The organism is Bordetella bronchiseptica, assembly GCF_900636925.1.
GTDB classification, from domain to species: Bacteria; Pseudomonadota; Gammaproteobacteria; order Burkholderiales; family Burkholderiaceae_B; genus Bordetella; species Bordetella pertussis.
On the sequence record NZ_LR134326.1, the window covers coordinates 2,792,343 to 2,815,791 of the forward strand.

Genomic DNA, 23,449 nt, shown 5'->3' on the forward strand with positions numbered 1-23,449 from the left:
GCTCAGAAACTGAGGCCGGCGTTGATGTACCAGACCGGCGCGCGCGGCGCGCCGCCGGGCTGCGCGCCCACGGGCTTCGAATACGTGAACGACAACCGCGCATACGGCAGGTCGAACCGCACGCCGGCCGCCAGGCCCGCCATGCGTATCGTGCGCGCGTCGGGGTGATTGCTCTTGAGCACCCCCACATCCACGCCCGCGAACGGCGCCATCGACGCCTGCTTGCCGAACAGGCTGAACTGCACCGGCACCGTCAGCGTATTGCTCAGGTACGCGCCGCTGTCACCGCTTTGCGACGTCCTGAGGTTGTAGCCGCGCACCGTGTACTCGTCTCCCACGGTGATCTGGTAGCTGTTGAGCAGCTGCTGGCGCGAGTACTGGAAACCCAGCTGCGACGTCCACTGCAACGGCTGATCGGCCAGCGCCATGTAGCGCGTCCAGGCCAGGCTGCCGTTGAGCCGCGACACATTGCCCTGCGGGCCGCGCTCATCGTAGGCGGCATACTTGCCGTTGTTGATGCCCACCCCGCGCGTGAAAGACAGGTCGCCGAAATAGGCGTTGGCGCCTCGCTGGGTGGAGTATTGCATCCCCACCGTGACGTCGCTGTAGTGCTTGCTGCTGACGTCCAGGCGCGTGCCGGCCAGATAGTTCTTGTTCTGGCGCAGCTTGAGACCGCCATACACGCTGAACTGCGACCGCGTATCGCGGTAAAGCAGGCGGGTGGCCTTCAGTCCGAAACTGCGCGAATTTCCGGCGGACTGGTATTGCCCGTAGCGGGTCTTGAGCAGGTTGCGATAGGTACTGTAGCCGGTCTGAAGATCCAGGCGAGTACGCCCCAGCGGCACGCTGTACATCAAATCGTAATTGCGCTCGGCGTCATGGCCGGCGTCGCGATAGTAGCGGTTGCCGATATACAGGCCCAGCGTGTCGTTGAGGCCCAGCAGGTCGTTGGCCGTCACCGAGGCGTTGTACTTGTAGCGGCCGTTCTCGGGCGTGCCGGGGCCGGAGTTGTCCATGCCCAGCGAGACGCGGGGCAGCGCGCGCCGCTGCAATTGCAGATCGAGATAGGAATAGCCGTATTCGTCCGCGGGAACGATGGTGATGTTGCCGGTCTTGCCGCCATTGTTGATGTTATAGATCGCCTGGTCGATATCGAATACGTTCAGCACCTTGTCCTGCCAGCCTGGCATGGCCGAGAACACCATCATGCGGTCGCGTGTCCTCTCCAGCGGCTTGCCGTCGATCAGCCAGCCCTTGATGCGGCCCCATTCCACCTTCAGCTTGAGCACGCCGTCCACCACGCCCGGCGGCACGAAAGTCACGATGCTGGTCGCGTAGCCGCGGTCGTACAGGGCCGCGCTCAATGCCTTGACCAGCAGGAACAGCTGCTCGTTGTCCAGCGGGCGGTTCAGGTAGTCCTGAACCAACGGCGTGGGGTCGAACAGCCGGCCCTCGACGCCGAAGTCCAGGTCCACGGCATGTACCGTCACGGTGTGGCCGGACGTGGCGTCCGGCTTGCGCGCCGGCGAAGCGGCCTCGGACTGTGGATTCAATTCCACCGGAGGCCGCGTCAAGGCGCGCTCGATATCGCGCTGCAGCTGCTCCTTGCGCTGGCGATCGTCGATACGGTTGAGGTCGCGCGCGCCGGGCAGCAGCTGCGCCTGCGCACAGGCGGCCACGGCGAACAGCAGGCCTGCCCGGACCAGCGCCCGAACAACCAGGCCCGGCCGGAAACGGTTCGTTGCGTCAGTCATAGTTCAAGGTCACGGCGTAGGTGACGGACAGCTTGCCCGCCGAGGTTGAAGTGGAGGTCTGGTAGTACTGCGCCTTCATGGGCAGCGAGAACGTCGCCGACTCAGTCTGCTGCGCCTCGGGCAAGGCGATCTTGCCCTGCAGGCCCAGCTTGACCGGCTGCTGCGTCTTGCCATTGATCAACTGGACGCCTACGCCGCTGGCCATGCCGGCCGCCTGGCCGGTAGCCGGCAACGCCACGCCGTCGACGCCGGTCTGCGTATTCGCCGCGCTCATGTACACCGATACCCTTGGCCGGCCATAGCACCAGAACGGCATCTGGAAATCGGTCGTGCCCAGGGTCGTACCGACGCCGGTCAGCGCGGAACGCTGGATGGTGGGCAGGCTGACCGTCTGCGAGGTATAGCGGCAGGTTTTCAGGTCGATGGTGCTGGTGGCGACGTCGGTGCTTATGGTCCCCGTCGCCAGCACGCGCTCCTGGCTGGTCCCGCGCATGAATACCCACTTGTAGGTGAACAGATTCGGAAACTGCGACAGCACCAGCTTGCGCGGCCGCTTGAGTGGCCCCACCTTGATCGCCTGATAGCGAACCTCCGCGTTGTCGCCGTTGATGGCGAGCGCGTCGAAAAGCACTTCGCCTTTCTGGGGATACAGCCACTGCCGTTCGCCGACCTTCTGCATCGGCGAACTGCCGAAATCGATATAGATGGCGATGCCGGTCTCCTCCGTGGAGCCGGACGGCAAGTCGACCACGATGCCCGGATGGCCATAGGACTGCGGCCGGATCTTGTAGCTACTGCCCAGTTCCAGCACGATGTCGACCGGTTCGCCGTCATGCTTGTCGCTGAGTTCGTCCTTGATGTCGTCAGGCACCTCGCAGCTCTTGGACAGCAGAGACCGCCCGACCACGGGCTTGCCGATCAGCGTCCCATCGGGTGTCTGGTCGGAGATGAGCGAGGTGCTCGACCAGAAATGCAAGCCTAGCGCCCGGCCGCAGTCCACCGGCGGATCGACGGCCATGGCGGGCTGCACGGCCAGGCCTGCCCAGACGGCAAGCGCGGCCCCGCAGAAGGAAATTACGCGCGCGGGCACGGCGGCCCGGCGGTCAGCGAATATCTGGCTCATGATCTTTGCCCGAAATGGAGATAGGTGCCGGCTGCGCCACGGCCTGGACCGCCGCCCGCGCACCACGTTCGCCGCCGCCTTGCGGCGCGCACGCCAGCGCAATGCGCGGCAGGCCGTGCACGGCGTGCCCGGCCGATTTCAAGTCGTACGTGGCGCGACATATCGACCCGTCTGCGCGCGTCACCTCCAGCGTGCCCGATGCCGACACGCCTCTGACCAGCGCGCTTGCGCCCTGGCCGGCCACGCCCACCACCTTGCCGGCGCCGTCGCGCACTTCGGTGCCGAATGCCAGCGCGCCTTCGCTGCCGGGTTCGGCAACCAGCATGGCGGCGACGTCGTGACGCGTCGGAAAGCGCAACGCCACGACGGCGCCCGCCCGCGGGATGACTTGCTCCACCGTGGACTCCAGCTGGACGTCCAGGGGCAGGTCCTGCGGAGACAGTTCGACCTCGTTGAGGGAATACGGCGTCAGCGACACCAGCCCATAGCCGCTGCGGTCCACGGCGGCGTTGCGCGTATTGACGACCTTTGCGCCTGCCGCCGCCTCGGCCTGGATCAGGCCGATGGTGCCCGCCTGGTACTGGCCGAAGGTCACGCCGCCCGCGTGCGCCACCAAGCCGCCGCTGCCATTGATCTGGTACTGGCTGTAGCTGCGCCCATGGGTGAGTTGTCCGCTTACCTCCCCGTACGTGCCTGACCAGGAGCCGTTCAACGCGTACTGCGCGCTCGTGCCGGCGCGCTGCACGCCCAGGCCATAGGTGTACTGGTCGCGCTCGCCCGACATGCCGCTGTAGTTGACGCTTTGCTGTACGGGCGCCGAACCGGTACGCGCCAGCGATCCCGTCACCACGCCGCTGGAGGTCGCGCCATAAAGCGGAATGGAAAGATTCAGCATGACCTGATGCTCGGTGCTGCGACGGTTCTCCGTACGCGAGACATCCAGGTTCACGCCTACGCGGCCGACCTGGGTCGAATAGCCCAGCTGGGTCTGCTGGTCGACCCGCGACGAACCCCAGTAGGTCCGCCGCAGCGCCGACACGTACAGGCTGCCGTATCCACCCAGCGGTTGGCTCAGCGTGACGCTGAAATCGCCGCGCGGCCGCTCGCGGCCCAGCAGCGAATAGAGTCCGAACCGCCCGTTGCGCCCGTTCGTCTCGGCCGGACCGGCATTGACCGCATCGGCGAAATTCCAGAACCCGCTCGACGAGTAGCGCAACGTGGCCAGCCGGATCGCCGTGTTGGTGCCGGACAAGGTCTTGCTGTAGGAGAACCTCAGGCTCGACCCGTTGGCATTGCCCGTGGTGGACAACTGGCTGCGCGACAACGTGGCGTCCGCCGCCATTGCCCCCCAGGGCGTGTTCCAGCTCAGGCCGGCCAGGCCGGCCTGGTACGCCTGGGCGATCAGCAGGCCGCCGTACAGGTTGACGCCGTCGGCCACGCCATGGCGGCCCGTCACCTGGGTCACCCAGGGACGGTCCTGCCCATCGTTGCGATAGTTGCGATAGCGCCCGGCGCTGAACGACCACTGCGTCTGGCCCGGCAGGATCAGGCGCACCGCGCTGGCGTACGGCACGGTGAACGTCTGGACCGCGCCATTCGCCTCGGTCACCACCACCCGCAGGTCGCCGCCATACGAGGCCGGACTGTAATCGTCGATCGCGAACGGCCCGGGAGGCACGGCGTCCTGGAAAACCAGCACGCCGGCCTGATACACCTTGACGTTGGCCCGGGTGCGCGCAACGCCGCGTATGGTGGGCCGGTACAGCCGCTCCGAGTACGGCAGCATGGCGGTATCGCTGCCGACCAGCATGCCGCGCATCGAGTACGGCGCGAAGTACTCGCCGCTGGAGAACACGTCGCCGAACACCAGGCGCGCCCGCCAGGACGGGATATCCGTCTGCAGGCTGGTGCGCTGGCTGCGGCGCGTGAAGCGGCCCTGGCCCCATCCCAGCGTCGAGCTGTTGCGCAGATACCAGCCCTTGAAGTTGAACCCGCTGTAGAGGTTCAGGTCCAGCCGCCGCCCCGCGCGCAAGCCGCCGATGTAATCGGCATAGTTGTACTGGTATCCCAGGCGGAACGCGGTAATGCCGCTATCCCACTCATCGGGCGAGATGTCGCGCCGGAAGCGGTTGATCGTATAGGCCTGCGGAATGCTGACTTCCAGGCGGTTCTCGCCGAAATCGAACGACTCGCGGCTATCCGGAAACAGCTTGCCCAGCACCTCGCAGCGCCCGCTGGATTTGAGGTCGGCGACCAAGGCCGGATCGAGCGCGCGCAGCCGGACCTGCATCGCTTCCAGCTGGCCATAGGTGAAACACGCCACCGCCGGCGCCGTCTTCAAGCCCTGCCCGGACGTCTGCGCCGCGACGAATCGAACCTGCTGCCGGATCAGCGGATAGTTGTTGGCGTAAATGTCGACGATGTAGTTGCCCGGCCGCAGCGCGTTGCTGTAGTTGAATCGGCTCAGATCCGCGCCATTGGCGCCGCCCCACAGCATGGCCGAGTCGAAGTTGACCGCCGCCTGCATATCCGGCGCGGATTCGCCCTTCGCCGCGGCGGCGAAGGCAAGGCTCATCGCGAGAATCAGTGGTATCTGTTTCATGATTCAGCGTCGGTTTCGGCAACGTCCCCAAGACGCGCGCCAGTCCCGATGCCCCCGTCTTGTCAGTCCGCTATGGCCGCCTGATATGGCGTCACGCCGCCGAAGTCGTCGATGGCCCAGTACTGCACCGACTTGGCCCCCGTCCCTTTCAGCCGCAGCTCATCCGAGGAAAGCGGCGCCAGCATCCACGGCGTCTTGCTGCCGTGCGCGCCGTTCTCGCCCACCTCCAGCTTTTGCAGGTTCACGTAGTACGGCGTCGGGTTGTGCACCTCCAGCACGCCGTTGGCCTTGCGCTTGAAGGTCAGGTCGGCGGCGGCCGTCAGCGGGTTGCCGGGCAGGCCCTTGGGCCGATAGAACAGCTTCAGGCGCGAGCGGATGGTCAGCTGCAGGACCCCGTGGCCTTCCTCGGGCGTCGCCTTGGGCGGCACTTCGAGAACGTTCAGCCAGAAGACCGATTCGCGGTCGGACGGCAGCGTCTTGCCATCCGGGTAGCCATTGAAGAAAATGCGCAAGGTCTGCCCCTTGCCAGGGTCCACCCGCGCCAGCGGAGGCGTCAGGAAGAACGGCACCTGGACTTCGTCCGGCTTCGCCTCGGCATTGCCGTCATCGATCCATGCCTGCATCAGCGCGGGGGCCTGCCCCTCGTTGCTCATCTTCACCGTGGTCTCGGGCGAGCCCGCGTTGTAGATCACGCGCGTACCCGTGATGACGAGGCTGGCCCGGGCGGCCGGCGCCAGGCTCGCCAGCATGGCGGCGCCCAGCGCCGCGACGCCCAGCCGCCGGCGCCAGCGCGCCATGCTGCCTTGCCGCTTTACCGTAAATGCAGGCGTAAACCATCCCTGGGGCCGGCTCTGCGCGAGCGCCCCGTCACAAGCGTATGTATTCATGATTCAAGAATCGCGGCCGTTCGTAGCTATCGATGCTTTGCATGCATCAAGCTGGCGCTGCGACCGCGTGAAAAGAAAGAAATGGAAAACAAGAATCTCGTGACAAGCCGACCATCCCGTACCGGGGCCCCCCGCAATGGGTGGCCCCTCTTTCACGGGCTACGGATACATCACGGAGAACCCCACCTGGCTGCGGAGATTCCCCGCAACGATGGAGCCAGCGCCCGAACGGATGTAGCGTGCCAGATAGCGCAGGGTCGTCCCGTACGTCGACGACCCTGCCGTCTGCGATACCAGAAACGTCTGAGCAGCCTGCGCACCCTTGTTGCGACCCAAATGAATGGCGGAACCATCCAGATTGGCAAGCTGGAATTGCACGTTGTCGGCTTTCGTCTGCGGCACCTGTTCTACGCCCTGACTATCGGCCCGGTACGCAAACAGATTTCCCGACGTATAGTCAACCGTGCCACCAGGTTCGAAGAACAATCCCACTTGCTGACCATTCAATGCCTGCGGACACTCGGTCAGTTTCACGTCAAAAACTGTCCCGCCTGCCGTCGACCCTACGTCCTTGAGCGCGGTACGCGAAATGGTCGGCAATTGCACCGCTATGTTGGTGGGAGGCTCCGCGCCATTGATCTTGCACGTCGTATCCGTGATGGCGCCGGTAATCACGAGCGTGCCGTCCGCCGCGAAAACCTGATGCTGGTACGTCAATGCACAGGCGGTCAGGCCCAGTGCGATTCCTGCAAATTTGAGATTCATGATCGACCCCTGTTAATCCGAAAACCAGGCGATCGGCGCTCCGTGAAAAACGAATCCAGGAATGGAGCCCGATGCCTGGGAATATTCATCTAGAGATGAAGGAAACAAATCAACAACGGGAAGAATTCTAAAAATTCTCATCCAACTTTCCTGCAGTCCTACGCGCAATTACGCGTAGTCCAATTCAATTGATCGTGTAGGAAATTTCAACAAAAAGCCCATCCGAAAGGATGGGCTGCAATAGGGTGGAAAGGCGGCGCCGTTGGCCGGCATTGACCGGCGCATGAGAACCCTGCGAATCCCCATGCGCCGGGCCGACGGCGGGCAGCGACTACCTATTTGTTGGTTTCATAGAAAACCCGGTAGTTCTTGCCGCCGATATCCTCGACCCGCAGGCGGAAGGTCTGCTCCAGGCCCAGTGTCGTCTTGGTGGACAGCACCTTGCCGTTGAGCTTCATCAGATCCTCGCGCCGGTTAATCGTGTACGTCTGCGGCTTGCCGTTCTCGTCTGTCAGCTTCACGGTGACCGGCTTGGGCAGCTTCCCGCCAGGCAGGCTCTTGGTGTTGTTGATGTCACTCGCTTGCCGCTGCAAGACCTGCACCTGCTGTTGCACCACGTGGCGCCCGCTCAAGGGCGTCGTCTTGCCCGGCTTCGGACGCTCGGCCTTGGGCTTGGGCTTGGGCTTGGGCTTGGGCTTGGGCTTCGGTGCGGGCGCGGGCGCGGGCGCGGGCGCGGGCGCGGGCGCGGGCTGCGCCTGCTTGACCACCGGGGCCGGCTTGGCCGGCGCGCTCTGCACCTGCACCGTCGTAACCGTAGCCTTGCCAGCCTCCGCCACGGGACCAGGGGTCGCCTGCTGCGCCTTGACAGGCGGCAGCGGCTGGGTGGTCGCCACGACCGGCGGCGGCGCTTCCTGCACCTTCGCCACCGGCAGCGGCTTGGGCAACGGCTTGGCGGTTTCGGGCTTCACCGGCTGCACCGTCTCCACCTTGGCAAGCTGGGGCTGGACCGCCGGCGTCGTCACCTTCTCGGCCACCACCGGCCGGGGCGGAAGCGGCTGAGCCGTTTCGACCTTCGGCCGCGGCACGACCTCCACCTTGGCGACCTCCACCTTGGGAGGCACCACCGGCACCGCCTTGGCCGGCACCGGCCGGGGCGGAAGCGGCTGGGCCGTTTCGACCTTCGGCCGCGGCACAACTTCCACCTTAGCCACGGACGTCGGCGGCGGCGAACTGATCTCGACCGTCGCGCGAATCGGCTGCGGCGACGCCGGCGGCGTAGCGGGGCGGCTGGGCGGTCCATCCACGACATCCGGCGTGGGCGTCGGCGTCTCCACCGGGCGGACCTGGTTCTTCTTCTTCGGTGACTTGCCTGCCACCGAGAATTCCGACCCGCCGCCGGCCCAGTGCTTGTTGCGCTGAACGACCGTGGCCTTCGCAGCATCCTCATTGAGGGCGCCCTTGATGCCGCCGCCGACCTGCAGGCGCGACGGATCCTTGGTTTGACCGACGTCGATCGTGGCGCGTTGCTCGGCCTGGTAATCCTCTCCGGCCACCCTGCCGAACGCAACGCCCACGGTGGGCGCCAGCGTAGTGGACGAAATGCCCACCGTCAGGCCGCCGCTGCCGCCGTCCTTGTCGCGGTAATCTTTCAGATTTTGCGCATTGACCGCGCCGTCGACCTTGAAATTGCCCTCGCCCGACAAATCGGCAATGGTCGCGCCGGTCAGGTTAGCGTCGCCTTTTACATGGCCCGTCAACCCGTCGCTGGCAACGACACCCGCCGCCCCGTCATTGGTCAGGCGCGAATTGTCGTGTTCCGTATTGAAATTGAAGCCGGCAGACCCCACGGGCGCAACCAGCGTACGATTCTGAATCGCCACGCCTGCGGAGCCATCCCAACCGCCACCGCTGGAGTTGTAATTGCGTTCGTCCTGCTTGCTGGTCGCATTGATATCGCCCTCGACACCCAGAACAACGCGCTGGCCCCGCACGCGGGACCCGGAAAGATTCAGATCCTTGCCTGCATCGATCGACACGTTCGCTGCGGCCACCGAGCTCCCGGCATAGGTCTTGCCGGTTTCGCTCGTAATCTGATGCGACGTCCCCATGCCCGCGGTCAACCCCAGGCCAACGGCGCCTTGCACGGCGTTGGCGCCAAGGTTCGCGTCGGCGGAGGCGTGGAAGTTGTGGCTTTCCGAATGCGACTCGTAGGTCGATTCGGCCGCCATGAGGTTCACGCTCTGCGCTGCCTTCAAGCTGACCTGATCACCGCCGCTGAACTTCGCGCCCACCAGCGTCGCATCGCCCTCGGTGGCCTCGATGGACAAGTTCCCACCCAGATATTGGGTATTCTGCGACGTGGAGCGGCTCTGGCTGCTGTCGAAGTCGGCACTGATTCCGAGGCTTACCGCCAGCGCCGCCGTGTCGGCGGTTACCAGTTGCGTGGCCTCCGCGGCGGCTTGCGCAGCCATCAGCTCGCCGCGGATCTCGCGGCCGTCCTCGACATTCTGCGCCACGCTGTCGCCCAGGCGCGTGGCGGCCGTCAGCACGCTGGAACGGGCACTGCCCGTCGCTCCCACCTCCACGCTCCAGCCGGAGCTTTGGCTCGTCTGCTCGCTGACGTACTTGGTGGACTCGACCTTCTTGGCGCGCATGCGCAAGGCCTCCTCGGCCCCTGCTTTCCCCTCCGCGGCGCCGCCGTACCGGTTCCGGTTGATGTCGGCGCCGCCGATATCCAGGACATTGCCAGCCTCGACAGAGCCTCCACCGAAATTGAGGTTCGCGTTGCGATAGGACTTTTCGGTTTCCGAGGATTGCTCGTGCGATGCCTGATAACCCACCCTGACTTCAGCGCCCGCGGTCTTGCCGCGGCCGGCGTGCGCCTCCAGACCTTTTTCGCTGCCCAGGCTGAAACCCGCCTCGTAGCCGCCAGCCCCCGCCTTGGCGCTGACAAACAGTTGGCGCACGTCCTTCTCGTGCTCGGCGTGCGAGAAATCCGCGGCGGCCTTGAACCTCGCGTCGCGCGCCACGGACAGGTCCGTATGCGCGGCCTCGACCGAACCGCCCTCGATCTCCAGGTTCTGCATCTTTCCTTCCAGCGTGCCGGCTGCGATGCGCGTACCGTAATGGTTCGCGCGCGCCGACTGGTTGGTTTCCGTCGTCGACGACAGGATGGCGAACAGGCTGCCCAGCGGCGTCGAGCTCTTGTTCTCGTAGCTGGACCCCGCCTCGTACACGCCGCCCAGCTTGACGTCATCGACATCCAGCTTCACCTTGCTGCCCTTGAGCGTCGCGCCGGCTGTCTCCAGGCGCTTGGCCTCGATATGCAGCTGGCCGCCTTGGGCATCCAGGGCACCGTCGCCGCGCGCCGCCAGCCTGCCCTTGTCGTCGTAACGCATCGAGGTCGCGACCTTGACCGTGTCGGCCTTGAGCTTGACATCCTTGCCGCGCAGCTTGCCGCCCTCGATGTCGATATCCTGGGCTGAGACGTCGACCTCGTCATCGGCCTCGATGCCGCTGCCCATCCCCTTGTTGTCGGCCACCAGGACCTTACCCTTGCCGGCATCCACCTTGACGCGCTTGCCCTGGATCAGCCCGTTGACCGAACTGACGTCATGGCCGTTCGTGTCGACGTTCACGTCGCCGCCGGAGGCAATCAACGCCCCGCCGCCGGCGTACTGATCCGTGATGCCCTGGCGCGTCGCCTCGGTCAGGTACAGCCGGGGAGCGAGGACCTTCTGGCCGTCGATCACGGTATCCACGTACCAGACGAAATCGCGATCCGCCTGCTTGAGCTGCTGCGCGGTCGGCGCGACACCCACCTTCAGGCCCAGCGCCTTGCCGACCGTCCCGGCCGAATCCATCAGCTTGGCCACCAACGCGACACCGCGCACGGGCAAGCGGCTTTCGTAGCCGCCCAGGGCGCGCCGCACCTGCTCGCGCACCAGCGTGGTATCGAAATAGTTGTCGCCCGCCACCCGCGCGGCGCGATCGGGCTGGTAGCCGATCTGCTCGAAGAAATAACGCGAGCCGTAGAATTTGCTCTGGTCGATAAACTTGATGCGGGTTTCGAACAGCGGCCGCGGCAACGCGACGGCTGGCGGCGCGACCCGGACCGCCGCGGCAGGCTGCTCGAGCCCGACCGCCACGACAGGCTGGTCGACCTGGTCCCCCGCGACAGGCTCCACGCCGACATCGGCCGCCCCGACGGCCGGCGCCGCGACGGCGCTCGGCCCGGCAAGCCGGGCGTCGGCCACCTGCGCATTGCGCCTGCCGGATACCTCCAGCCCTTGCGCCGCGTCCAGGCTGGCCAGGGAAGCGAGCGCGTCGGCGCTGCCCAGCCCTCGCGCATCCACCATGCCGTCGGTCCCCGGCGCTTGCCTGGCCTGGCGCGCCAGCGCCGGCCCTGCGGCGGCGTCGGAAAGGGATGCCTGGACCGCCCCGATCCGCGTGAAAATATGCGGATTCACGAGCACGGCAGCCAGCGCATCGTCGATATCCAGCCGCTTTTCCAGCCCCACGTCGCGCAAGGCATCGAACGAGCCGCCCACCGAAGTCGCCGAGTGTGCGCCGATTTTCAGGTTTTCCGGCCGGCCGCGATTCTGCGCGGCGTTCTCGCCGTTGTGGACCGCCCCGTTGGACAGGGTCAGCCCGGCGCCGGCGGCCAGCACGGTCTGCTCCTTGGGATAGAACGCGATGTTCGCGCCGCGCTTGCCCGCCTTGAAATCCTTCCAGCGCTGCATCAATTCGGCGTGGCCCAGCGCGCGCCAATCGGCTCCCAGCGCGGCCGACAGCGCCTTGGCCAGCATGACCCGGCCAGGCTGGATCGCCTCCAGCTGCACCGCGTCGATCTGCGACTTGTAGCGCTGGGCGACCTTGTCCGCCTCCGCGTCGATGGTCGCCTGGTCGGCCTGCTTCGCATAGACCGTTCGCAGATCCGCGGCAAACGCCTGGATGATGCCATCGACCTCCTTGGTCTCGGCGTCCATGCCGCCCAGGGCCTTACCATAACGTTGGCCCAGCTGATCATGGACGCGCCGAGTGGCTTCGCCGTAAGCCTCCACGGCCTGGACGGCCGCCTTCGCCTTCTCGTACTCGCCTTGCTGCTTCTTGTACTCGGCAAAGATCTTCCGGCCTTCGGCCGACTCCTGCGTGTGCCCGCGCAGATCGAGCGTGGGCATCTTGGGCATCGGCGGCGCGGTGGGAGCCGGCTTGGCCTGGTAGCCCAGGTTGAGGTTCTTCAGCGTATTGACCGACCATTCGGTGTAGGTCGGATACACCCCCCAAATGTACTCGTAGCGATTCTGGTCCAGCAGATAATCCAGGAGTTCATACGTGGAGTTGAAGTTCCAGCTCGCCGGAGACAAGCCGGCACGATTGTCCAGGGCTGTCAGGCTCACCGGGAGAGGCGTCTTGAAATACTCCATGGCGGACACGGTGCGCATGACCGACCGATTGTCCACGTCGCCGCCGATGTGGCCATGGCCGACCGCCTGGATCACGCCTTCATTGAGAAGACGGCGATGTTCGTCCTTGCGCGCATCGGCATTCAGATAGAGATCCTTGCCGACCTCGATGAGCGACTGTTCCGCCGTCAGATCACTGCCGTACCACGGCGCCGCGATAGCGCCGGAGCCGGAACTCAAGTGGTAGTTGACATAGCCGATACCGCTCCACCGGCCATACGTGCCTCCCCCGACGTACTGCACGCCTTTGCGTTGCACCTCGCCGCTCAGTTTCGCGGTGTTCTCGATGCGCGGCGCATCCAGATGCATGTCCTCGCCCGCGCGAATGCGGCCCAGCTTGTTGAGCAAGGCAACGGCCGCCGTCAGCCTGGCGTTGCCGCCCGCCTCGATCAGCGCGGCCCGTTCATTGGTGATGTTCTGCGCCTTGACGGTCAGGTCCCCGGCGGCCCACAGCAGCGCGTTCGCTTCGTTGGCCACATTGCCGTGCGCCGAACTCAGCGTCAGGTCCTTGCCGACGACGATGGCCTGCTTGTTGTCGATATTTTCCTGCACCTCGGCGATCAGGCTGCCGGAATTGCCGGTCTCGATTTCGGTGGTCAGCGACTTGGCCTTGACCCGCAAGGTTTCCTGCGCAACCGGCAGAATATGATCCTGGTCCACCACCAGATCGCGCTGCGTGCCTTGCGCAAGCGTCAGCGTCGCGTCATGCTCGGCGTAGAGGGATCCCGTGTTGGTGAAATCCGCCACATCCAGCACGAGATCGTTGCGCGCATCCACGCGCCCGGTGTTCTCCAGCTTGGCGCTGTTGATGATATGGATGTCGTGTCCCGCCACGATCTGCCCCGTATTGCGCAGGTGCGGCGCCTTCAGCGTGGCGTCGTGGCCGGCGGCCATGGTGCCGCTGTTGTCGATACGCTGGGCCTGCACCGTGAAATCGTGGCCGGCCTTCAGGCTGCCCCGGTTGTCCGCCTGCCCGCTCGCCGTGACCGTCAGATCATGCTTGGCATCGAGAATCCCGGCATTGCCGAACTGTTCCGTCTTGATGACGATGTCCTTGTTGGACTCCATCTTGCCGTCGTTGTCGAATCCTCCGCGCGAAGTAACAGTGAGATCCTTGCCGGCCGTGAATGTGCCGGGATTGGAAACACTGGCGGCAACGATCGTGGCGGCCTCCTTGACCTGCATCTTGCCCGCGTTGCGCACGGCCCCGGAAGTCGTTAGCGCGGCGCTCTTGGCCATGACCTCGGCCCCGGCCTCGTTGTCGAACGACGCCGCCGTCACGCGCACGCCCTCGCGCACTTTCAGATTGCCGGTGTTGGACACCGCGCCGCCAGCGCTGACCTGCAACGGCCCCATCAGGCGAATGTTGTTGGAGAAACGGGTATCGTGCCGCGAGGTCAGGTCCGCGGCGCCGCCACGCTGGGTGATCTGCGCCGCCAGCGCGATGGCGTCGGCCGAGACCGTGTAATCGCCCTGTATCGAAACCTTGCCGTGCTCGGCGTAGCGCCCGGTCGCCGTGACCCGCGCGCCGCCCTTCTTGATATCCAGGCTTCCCGCGTTGTCCCAGCTCGCCACGTCGGCGCTCAGCTTGTTCGCGCTGGTCGTCGCCTTTGCGCCGGCGGTGACGGCCGGAGACCTGCCGCCCTTGCCAGCGATCTGCATCTCGCCTTCGGTAGCCATGACACCGTCGTGCACGATGGCCTCGGCAGCCTTGACCACCAGGGCGCCGGCCGTGCCGGCCGGCGCCTGGCTCTGGAAGGTGCCCCTGTTCTCGATGCGCTGCGCCTCGATACGCTGGGTGCCGTCCGAGCTGACCAGGAACTCGTTCGTCAAGGTGCCGCCCACCTCGAGCACGCCCTGCTTGCCGGCCGAGATGTAGCCCTTGTTCATCACGTTGCCCGTCGTGCGCACGGTGACGTCGGCGCCATCCCCCTTGTTGCGGCCGTTGCCGATACCGCCGGCATGGCTGACCAGCTCGCCGGCCTCGACCACGATCGGACCGCCATCGGCCACGAGCGCGGCGTCGGACACAACCGATTCGTCCTTACGCTCTTCGCCCGTGACCGCGTCGGTGATCTGCGGACGTCCGTCCACGACGTCGATCTGGCGCCCGGGCATGGTTTCCTCGTTGTCGTTGACGGCCCGCAACGTACCATTGAGAAACAGCTTCTTCGCGACCTTCACCGACACCGCCGGCTTGCCCTTGTCCCCCTCGGCAGCCAGCGCGCTCTGGCTGATCTTGCTCTCGATGGTGGAATGCTCGAGCACGGCCGAATCGGCCGATATGGTGACCGTCCCGTTCTCGGTCAAGACGTCGTTGCGCAGCAGCAAGGTGCCGCCCTTCGCATCCATGACGATGTCGCCCTGGGCCAGCACGCCCTGATGCGGATCGCCGCGCCCGACCGTGACATTGCCCTGGGCGCGGACCACCACGCTGCCGGGCGTGAAGAAATCCTGCCGCAGCGCGCGGCGCGCCCGCCGTGGCGAAGCGGCCTCGACAGCGCCTGCCTTCAGCGCGCCGATGCCGACCGAACCGGTGCTGTCGATGCGTGCCCGGCCGGCGCTGGCCCGGTCCACGGTGACGCCGTGGCCCGAGAGCTCCAGCGCCCCTGCGACTTCCGCCGCCGCCAGGCTGAGGGCCCCGCCGGCGGCGGCCTGAAGGCCGCCTTCGGTCTTGACCGACCCGAGCTCCAGCGCCTGCTGCGCGCGCGCCTGCAGATCGCCGGTCGTGTCGACGGTACCCAGCGTCATGGAGCGCCCCGCTTGCAGATCGGCGCCTGCATCGCTCACCAGCTTCGCAACGCGCACGTCTCCCGCGCCATTGACGTCCACGGCCCCTACAGCAGCCAACGTGCCCAGATCCAGGTGCTCGCCACCCTGCACATGCAGCGTGCCGCCAGCCTTGGCCGATTGCAGCGCCACGCCGGCGCCGCCGTCCAGGGCCAGCGCGCCGCGCGCCTGCACGGCGCCCAGATCGAGCTGGCGGCCGCTCGACACATGCAGACCGCCCCCGCTGGTGGCGGCCGTTACGCGCACCGCGTCCTTGCCGCTGACCCGAACGTCGCGATTGGCGCGCAGCGAGTTCGCCGCCACCGTGGATCCGCCGCGCACGTCGATCGAACCGGCGGCCTCCACCGCGCCCAACGTGGCGCCGCCTTCCGCCCCCAGCGAAATGTCGGCAAGACTGCGGGCGTGATCGACCCTGACCGCATCGCGCCCGGACACGCTGATCGCGCCGTCGGAACCGAGGGAGTCCGCTGCGACCGCGCCCCAGCCTTCGATCCCGATACCGCTCTTGGCGGAAACCTTGCCTACCTCCAGCGCGCCGTGCGCCGAAATGGCGACCCTGGACGCGCTGTTGACGCTCTGAACCGATACGCGTTCGCCGCCCGTCACGGAGATGCTGTCCAGCGACTTCAACTCGGCCACGGTCGCCGCGCGCGCGGCCGATACCGTCAGCGCGCCCTTGGCCGCGAGGCTGCCCAACGCAGCCTGCCCGTCGCTGGAAACCCGCAGTTGCCCGCCCGCCTGCGCGCCATCCAGTCGCACCGCATCGCGGCCGTTCACGGTCATGGCGCCGGCCGATTTCAGGAATCCGGCCTGCAATGCGCCGCCGGCCTGCAGCGCAAGGTCGGCGGCAGCCGCGGCGTCTCGCACCGTCATGGCGCCCGCGCTGGTGGCGCGGACCTGCCCATCCGACTGGACATCGCCCAGGTTGACGGAGCCGCCGCCGCTGACTGTGACGGCGCCACGGCTGCGCATATCCTTGGCCGACACGCTGTCGCCTGCCTGGACGCCGATCGCACCGAGGGCCGTCATGCTATCGATCGACAAGGCGCCGCGCGCGGCGACATTCACATCGCCATCGCTGTGCGCACGGCCGATGCTGACGCGTTGCTCGCCGGTGATATCCGCGCCGCGCGCTGCGCTCAGATCGCCCAGATCCACCTGGCCGCGCCCGGACACGTGCAGTTCCGCGTCGCTGTTCGCGTTGGCCACGCTGACCGCCTCTCCACCCTGTACGCGGATGGCGCCCTTGGACTGCAGATTGCGCGCCGCCAATGTCCCTGCGGCAGCCACGGTCATGCCGCGCACGCTGGACGCCGCTTCCAGCGAAACCTCCCGCTGGCCGCGCACGTCCAGTCCGGCATTGGAGACCAATTGCTTCGCCTGCAGGTTCCCGCCAGCGCTTACCGACAGCGCACCGTCGCTGGCAACCGAACCCAGCGTGACGGCCTGCTTGCCGTCCACGCCGAGCCGCCGCGTCGCCGACAGCTTGTCGGCCCGGAGCGCGGCGCCCGCGCTCACGGACAACGCGTCGCCGCTGGCGGCCGAACCCAGCGTGACGGCCTGCTTGCCGTCCACGTCGAGCCGCCCCGTCGCCGACAGCTGGTCCGCCCGGAGCGCGGCTCCCGCGCTCACGGACAACGCGTCGCCGCTGGCGGCCGAACCCAGCGTGACGGCCTGCTTGCCGTCCACGTCGAGCCGCCCCGTCGCCGACAGCTTGTCGGCCCGGAGCGCGGCGCCCGCGCTCACGGACAACGCGTCGCCGCTGGCGGCCGAACCCAGCGTAACGGCCTGCTTGCCGTCCACCTCAAGCCGTCCCGTTGCCGACAGCTTGTCCGCCTTGAGGGCGCCGCCGGCACGCACCGACAGCGCGTTGCGGCTGGCGGCCGAACCCAGCGTGACGGCCTGCTTGCCGTCCACCTCGAGCCGTCCCGTCGCCGACAGCTGGTCCGCCTTGAGGGCGCCGCCCGCGTTCACGGACAGCACCTGGCGGCTGCTCGCCGTACCAAGCTGGACGGCCTGGCGGCCCGACACCTGCAACGTCCCCCCGGCATTCAACAGCGTGGCCTGCACCTTGCCGCCGCCTTGCACCGCGAGGTTTCCAACGCTGCTGGCCGACGCGATCTTCACCGCTCCGCCGCCCGCGACGCGCACCGCGCCACCGGAGGCCAGCTTGCCGGCCGACACGGCTCCCGCGCCCTTGAGGCTGAGCGGGCCGCGCTGGACCGTGGCGTCGCCCAGCGCGATTTCGCCCTGCGACGACACGGTGATGGCCGATGGCGAGGACAGGCTGCCGAGCTGGCGCACGCCCAGGCCTGAATCGCTGGACACCAGCGTGATGTGCTTGCCGTACATGGCGCCCGCCGCCGTGCCGTCGATCGCGTAGGCGCCAGCGGCGGCGCCGCGCGCGCCTGCGGCGATCGGCGTGGCGCGGCGGGTTGCGTGGTCGTACCGGTTGGCGCCGGCGACCACCGCGATATCGGCCAGGGGCTTGCCCTGCTCGCTCGACACGGCGCCCTGCAGCTTGACCAGGCGCGCCACCACGTCGAAATAGCCCAGGCCGGTGACATTGACGCCGCCTCGTTCGATCGTGACGGTGCCCTGTTGGACATCAAGGCCGATGCGGCCGCCGTTGACGCTGGGACGACCCGTCGTGAGCGTCAGGTTGCTGGCGTTGAGCGTGCTCAGGCCGTTGACGCTGATGCCGTTGGGGTTGGCGATGATGAGGTCGGCGCCCTTGCCATAGACTTCGAGCGTACCGGCCAGGCGGCTGGGCGAAGTGCCCGTGACTTCGGCAAGAATGGCCGAGGCCTGGCGAGTCAGGTTGGGGTTCTTGGTCAGCGCCCCGCCGATCCTGGATACGCCGTCGGTCAGGCCGTTGTTGAAGACCACGCCAGGGTTGGCGACGTTGAACTGCTGGAACTTGTTGTGCGAGACGCCGCCGGAATTTGGGTTGGCGATATTGACAACGGGAACCTTGTTGCCGCCCTGCAGCACCTGTGTCTGCCCCTGAGGAACCAAGCCCTGGGCGTGCGTTACTAACGGAAGGCCCGCACACGCCAACATCAGGGCCCAGGCCAGCGCGTTGGGCGCTACGGACAGGCTCGTGGCGCGGGCCCCGCTTCGCGCTTGACCACGCGTGCGCCCACAGGAGGTGTTTCCGACGGTGCAATGCTCGCTCACGGGAACAAGCATGCCGCGAACATGGCTGAAGACCAGCCTATACAGGTTCGTGTTCATATTCCGACCAGCGAAGTGAAGTAATCGGCAGAATCCGTTATCGGCCTGCTCGTTTTAGGTTTTGAAATCCAGCGCAGTAGTCTGGATAAACCTCAGCACTTCGTCAGTCAGTAATACGCCCATCCATCAGCGGATATTTCTGCAGGGCTTGTAGGAAAATTCTTATACCAACCATCAAACCTTGTGCGGCACGCATGGGCACGCGCCGACAACCCGCTCCCCTGGCTCGCCGCGGGCGCCCGCACGGGAATTCAGAATTTTCCTATTTGGGTGTAGGATACTGTTTAGCAGTACTCATGCCCGTATCGTCGCTTGCTGACGTATAGGAGAATGTGAAATTTCGCAGCCATTCCTTTGACGCATCAATGCATTATGCGTTGCAGGATTTTTTTCTCGCCACGAAACTTAAAGCATATTCTTCTTATCATGTACAACAAAGTCCTCATCATTGACGATCACCCTGTACTGAGATTCGCCGTCCGGGTCCTGATGGAAAAGGAAGGATTCGAAGTCATCGGCGAAACCGATAACGGTATCGACGGACTCAAGATCGCCCGCGAGAAAATTCCCAACCTCGTCGTACTCGACATCGGCATTCCCAAGCTGGACGGGCTGGAAGTCATCGCCCGGCTGCAATCGCTGGGGTTGCCGCTACGCGTTCTGGTGCTGACCGGCCAGCCGCCTTCGCTGTTCGCCCGCCGCTGCCTGAACTCCGGCGCCGCAGGCTTCGTGTGCAAACACGAGAACCTGCACGAGGTCATCAATGCCGCCAAGGCGGTGATGGCCGGCTACACCTACTTCCCCAGCACCACGCTCAGCGAGATGCGCATGGGCGACAACGCCAAGAGCGACAGTACGCTCATCAGCGTGTTGTCCAACCGCGAACTGACCGTCCTGCAACTGCTGGCGCAAGGCATGTCCAACAAGGACATCGCCGACAGCATGTTCCTCAGCAACAAGACCGTCAGCACCTACAAGACGCGCCTGCTGCAGAAGCTGAACGCCACGTCGCTGGTGGAACTGATAGACCTCGCCAAACGCAACAATCTCGCCTAGCGCCGCGCATGCCCGCCCCGCACCGCCTGTACCCCCGCAGTCTGATCTGCCTGGCTCAGGCGCTATTGGCATGGGCTTTGCTGGCATGGGCGCCCGCGCAGGCAAGCCAGGAGCTGACCCTGGTCGGCAAGGCTGCCGTTCCCGACGTCGAGATCACGCTCGACGGCGACGACTGGCGCTGGCTGGCGCGCAAGCGGGTGCTGACGCTGGGCGTGTACGCGCCGGACATTCCCCCGTTCGACGTCACCTATGACGAGCGCTACGAAGGCCTGACGGCCGACTACATGGCGATCATCGCGCACAACCTGGGCGTCCAGGCAAAAGTGCTGCGCTACCCCACGCGCGAGCAAGCCGTCGGCGCACTGGAAAGCGGACAGATCGACCTCATCGGCACCGTCAATGGCATCGAGGGCCGGCTGCAGAGCCTGCGCCTGAGTGTTCCCTACGCGGCCGACCACCCGGTGCTGGTCATGCCCATCGGCGCGCGCCGCGCTCCGCCCGCGGACCTGGCAGGCCAGCGGTTGGCGGTTGACGCCAACTACTTGCCCAGGGAAACGCTGCAGCAGGCCTATCCCCAGGCAACGCTGCATTACTTCCCATCGTCCGAACAGGCGCTGGCCGCGGTGGCCTATGGACAAGCCGACGTGTTCATCGGCGATGCGCTGACCACCTCGCACCTCGTTTCGCAAAGCTACTTCAACGACGTTCGCGTCGTCGCCCCGGCCCAGATCGTGACGGGCGGGGAATCCTTCGGCGTGCGCGCCGACAATACCCGCCTGCTGCGGGTGGTCAATGCCGTGCTCGAAGCCATTCCGGCCTCCGAGCGCCGCAGCCTGATCTACCGCTGGGGCCTGGGCAGCAGCATTTCGCTCGATTTCGCGCGCCCCGCCTATTCAGCGCGCGAGCAGCAGTGGATGGCAAACCATCCGGTCGTCAAGGTGGCGGTCCTGAACCTGTTCGCGCCCTTCACCCTGTTTCGCACCGATGAACAGTTCGGCGGCATCAGTGCCGCCGTGCTGCAACTGCTGCAGTTGCGCACCGGCCTGGATTTCCAGATCATCGGCGTCGACACGGTCGAGGAGCTGATCGCCAAGCTGCGCTCGGGCGAAGCCGACATGGCCGGCGCCCTGTTCGTCAATGCCGCGCGGGAATCCGTCCTCAGCTTCAGCCGGCCGTATGTGCGCAATGGCATGGTGATCGTCACGCGCCAGGACCCCGCCGCGCCCGCCGACGCCGATCACCTCGACGGCCGCACGATTGCGATGGTGCGCAACAGCGCCGCCATCCCGCTCCTGCAGCAGCGCTATCCCCAGGCGAAGGTCGTGACCGCCGACAACCCGACCGAAGCCATGCTGCTGGTGGCCGATGGCCAGGCCGACGCCGTCGTGCAGACGCAGATCAGCGCCAGCTACTACGTCAACCGCTACTTCGCCGGAAAACTGCGCATTGCCTCGGCGCTGGACCTGCCGCCGGCCGAGATCGCGCTGGCGACGGCGCGCGGCCAGACCGAGCTGATATCCATCCTGAACAAGGCGCTCTACAGCATTTCGAACGACGAACTCGCCTCCATCGTCAGCCGCTGGCGCGGCAGCGACGGCGATCCGCGCACCTGGTACGCCTACCGCAACGAGATCTACCTGCTGATCGGGCTGGGCCTGTTGTCGGCCCTGCTGTTCCTGAGCTGGATCGTCTACCTGCGGCGCCAGATCCGCCAGCGCAAGCGGGCCGAGCGGGCGCTGAACGACCAGCTGGAATTCATGCGCGTGCTCATCGACGGCACGCCCAACCCCATCTATGTGCGCGATAAGGAAGGCCGCATGCTGTTGTGCAATGACGCCTACCTCGACACCTTTGGCGTGACTGCCGATGCGGTACTGGGCAAGACCATCCCGGAGGCCAACGTGGTGGGCGACCCGGCGCTGGCTCGCGAGATGCACGAGTTCCTGCTCACGCGCATGTCCGCCGAGCGCGAGCCGCGCTTCGAGGACCGCGATGTCACGCTGCACGGCCGCACCCGCCATGTCTACCAGTGGACGGTTCCGTACGGCGACTCGCTGGGCGAACTCAAGGGCATCATCGGCGGCTGGATCGACATTACCGAACGCGCCGAGCTGCTGCGCGAGCTGCACGACGCCAAGGAAAGCGCCGACGCCGCCAACCGGGCCAAGACCACGTTCCTGGCAACGATGAGCCACGAGATCCGCACGCCGATGAACGCGATCATCGGCATGCTGGAGCTGGCGCTGCTCCGTCCGGCCGACCAGGAGCCGGACCGCCAGTCCATCCAGGTCGCGTACGACTCGGCCCGCAGCCTGCTGGAGCTGATAGGCGACATCCTGGACATTGCGAAGATCGAGGCGGGAAAATTCGACCTGGCGCCGGTGCGCACGGCGCTGCGCGCCCTACCCGAAGGGGCGATCCGCGTCTTCGACGGGTTGGCGCGCCAGAAAGGCATAGAGCTGGTATTGAAGACCGACATCGTGGGCGTGGACGATGTATTGATAGACCCCTTGCGCATGAAGCAAGTGCTCTCGAACCTGGTGGGCAACGCCATCAAGTTCACCACCGAAGGCCAGGTTGTCCTTACCGTGACCGCGCGCCCCGACGGCGAGGCCGCGCACGTGCAGTTCAGCGTGAGCGACACCGGCTGCGGCATCAGCGAGGCCGACCAACGGCAGCTGTTCAAACCGTTCTCGCAGGTGGGCGGCAGCGCCGAGGCCGGGCCGGCGCCGGGCACTGGCCTGGGCCTGTCCATCAGCCGCCGCCTCGTCGAATTGATGGGGGGAACGCTGGTCATGCGCAGCGCGCCAGGGGTGGGCACAACGGTTTCGGTGGACCTGAGGCTGACCATGGTCGAAAAATCCGCGCAGGCCACGCCGCCCGCTGCGGCCGCTCAGGCCACGCCATCCAAGCCGCAGGTATCGCTGCGCGTGCTGGTCGTCGATGACCACAAGCCCAACCTGATGCTGCTGCGCCAGCAGCTGGACTACCTGGGCCAGCGTGTCGTCGCCGCCGACTCCGGCGAAGCCGCCCTGGCCCTGTGGCACGAGCATGCGTTCGACGTCGTGATCACCGATTGCAACATGCCCGGTATCAACGGCTACGAATTGGCGCGCCGCATACGCGCCGCCGAGGCCGCGCCCGGTTACGGACGTACGCGGTGCATTCTGTTCGGCTTCACGGCTTCGGCGCAGATGGACGAAGCGCAGCGCTGCCGCGCCGCCGGCATGGACGACTGCCTGTTCAAGCCGATCGGCGTGGACGCCTTGCGGCAACGCTTGAACGAAGCCGCGGCACGGGCCGCGCTCCCCACGCCCCCCTCGCCCCAGGCTGCCGCGCCGGCCACGCACGACGCCACCCCGGCGGCGTTCTCGGCCGAGTCGATTCTTGCCCTGACGCAGAACGATGAGGCGCTGATCCGGCAATTGCTCGAAGAAGTGATTCGCACCAACCGGGCGGACGTCGATCAATTGCAGAAGCTGCACCAGCAGGCCGATTGGCCGAAGGTCTCGGACATGGCGCACAGGCTGGCCGGCGGCGCGCGCGTGGTCGATGCCAAGGCCATGATAGACACTGCGCTGGCGCTGGAGAAAAAAGCGCAAGGCCAGGCTGGCCCCTCGCCCGAAATCGACGGCATGGTACGTACGCTTGCGGCGCAGTCCGCCGCGCTGGAGACGCAACTACGCGCCTGGCTGGAGCAACGGCCGCATCAAGGCCAGCCCTGAAGCCACGACGCACCCGCCCGAACAGGCATCCCTGCTTGCGCGGAC

Annotated in this window: 8 protein-coding genes; 2 read left to right on the top strand and 6 right to left on the bottom strand. The window is 66.3% G+C overall.

Annotation, left to right across the window (positions count from 1 at the left end; all coding sequences use genetic code 11):
- Window positions 1–2 precede the first annotated feature (2 nt).
- The 6 genes from fhaC to EL288_RS13040 form a co-directional block, all read right to left on the bottom strand.
- Window positions 3–1,754, bottom strand: a complete 1,752-nt coding sequence (gene fhaC, locus EL288_RS13015; protein ID WP_126621963.1) for a filamentous hemagglutinin transporter protein FhaC — start codon at window positions 1,752–1,754, stop codon at window positions 3–5.
- Window positions 1,747–2,877 (bottom strand): fimbrial protein, encoded by a 1,131-nt coding sequence (locus EL288_RS13020; protein ID WP_172607924.1) that lies wholly within the window; start codon window positions 2,875–2,877, stop codon window positions 1,747–1,749. The genes fhaC and EL288_RS13020 overlap by 8 nt, the downstream gene beginning before the upstream one ends.
- Window positions 2,858–5,479, bottom strand: coding sequence for a fimbria/pilus outer membrane usher protein (locus EL288_RS13025; protein ID WP_015039980.1), 2,622 nt, complete (start codon window positions 5,477–5,479; stop codon window positions 2,858–2,860). Before EL288_RS13025 ends, EL288_RS13020 begins: the two co-directional genes overlap by 20 nt.
- 62 nt (window positions 5,480–5,541) lie before the next feature.
- Complete coding sequence (fimB, locus tag EL288_RS13030; protein WP_138142578.1) at window positions 5,542–6,276, bottom strand: molecular chaperone FimB; 735 nt, start codon at window positions 6,274–6,276, stop codon at window positions 5,542–5,544.
- 249 nt (window positions 6,277–6,525) lie between these two features.
- Window positions 6,526–7,131 carry a fimbrial protein gene (locus tag EL288_RS13035; RefSeq protein ID WP_003811078.1) on the bottom strand — a complete coding sequence of 202 codons (606 nt, stop codon included), beginning with the start codon at window positions 7,129–7,131 and terminating at the stop codon, window positions 6,526–6,528.
- A gap of 335 nt (window positions 7,132–7,466) precedes the next feature.
- Window positions 7,467–18,623 carry a two-partner secretion domain-containing protein gene (locus tag EL288_RS13040; RefSeq protein WP_126621964.1) on the bottom strand — a complete coding sequence of 3,719 codons (11,157 nt, stop codon included), beginning with the start codon at window positions 18,621–18,623 and terminating at the stop codon, window positions 7,467–7,469.
- 426 nt (window positions 18,624–19,049) lie between these two features.
- Here EL288_RS13040 and bvgA point away from each other — a divergent pair, with 426 nt between their 5' ends.
- Together bvgA and bvgS are read left to right on the top strand one after the other, a co-directional pair.
- Entirely contained in the window at window positions 19,050–19,679 is a 630-nt protein-coding gene (bvgA, locus tag EL288_RS13045) for a virulence response regulator transcription factor BvgA (RefSeq protein WP_010930609.1), read from the top strand.
- 8 nt (window positions 19,680–19,687) lie between these two features.
- Window positions 19,688–23,404: a virulence factors two-component system sensor histidine kinase BvgS gene (bvgS, locus tag EL288_RS13050; RefSeq protein ID WP_126621965.1), complete on the top strand. Its 3,717-nt coding sequence runs from the start codon at window positions 19,688–19,690 to the stop codon at window positions 23,402–23,404.
- Window positions 23,405–23,449 lie beyond the last annotated feature (45 nt).

What these genes read in the sequence shown, in the direction of transcription:
- bvgA (WP_010930609.1), top strand. Translation starts at nt 19,050, where the DNA reads ATGTACAACAAAGTCCTCATCATTGACGATCACCCTGTACTGAGATTC.
- EL288_RS13025 (WP_015039980.1), bottom strand. Translation starts at nt 5,479, where the DNA reads ATGAAACAGATACCACTGATTCTCGCGATGAGCCTTGCCTTCGCCGCC.
- fimB (WP_138142578.1), bottom strand. Translation starts at nt 6,276, where the DNA reads ATGGCGCGCTGGCGCCGGCGGCTGGGCGTCGCGGCGCTGGGCGCCGCC.
- bvgS (WP_126621965.1), top strand. Translation starts at nt 19,688, where the DNA reads ATGCCCGCCCCGCACCGCCTGTACCCCCGCAGTCTGATCTGCCTGGCT.
- EL288_RS13040 (WP_126621964.1), bottom strand. Translation starts at nt 18,623, where the DNA reads ATGAACACGAACCTGTATAGGCTGGTCTTCAGCCATGTTCGCGGCATG.
- EL288_RS13020 (WP_172607924.1), bottom strand. Translation starts at nt 2,877, where the DNA reads ATGAGCCAGATATTCGCTGACCGCCGGGCCGCCGTGCCCGCGCGCGTA.
- fhaC (WP_126621963.1), bottom strand. Translation starts at nt 1,754, where the DNA reads ATGACTGACGCAACGAACCGTTTCCGGCCGGGCCTGGTTGTTCGGGCG.
- EL288_RS13035 (WP_003811078.1), bottom strand. Translation starts at nt 7,131, where the DNA reads ATGAATCTCAAATTTGCAGGAATCGCACTGGGCCTGACCGCCTGTGCA.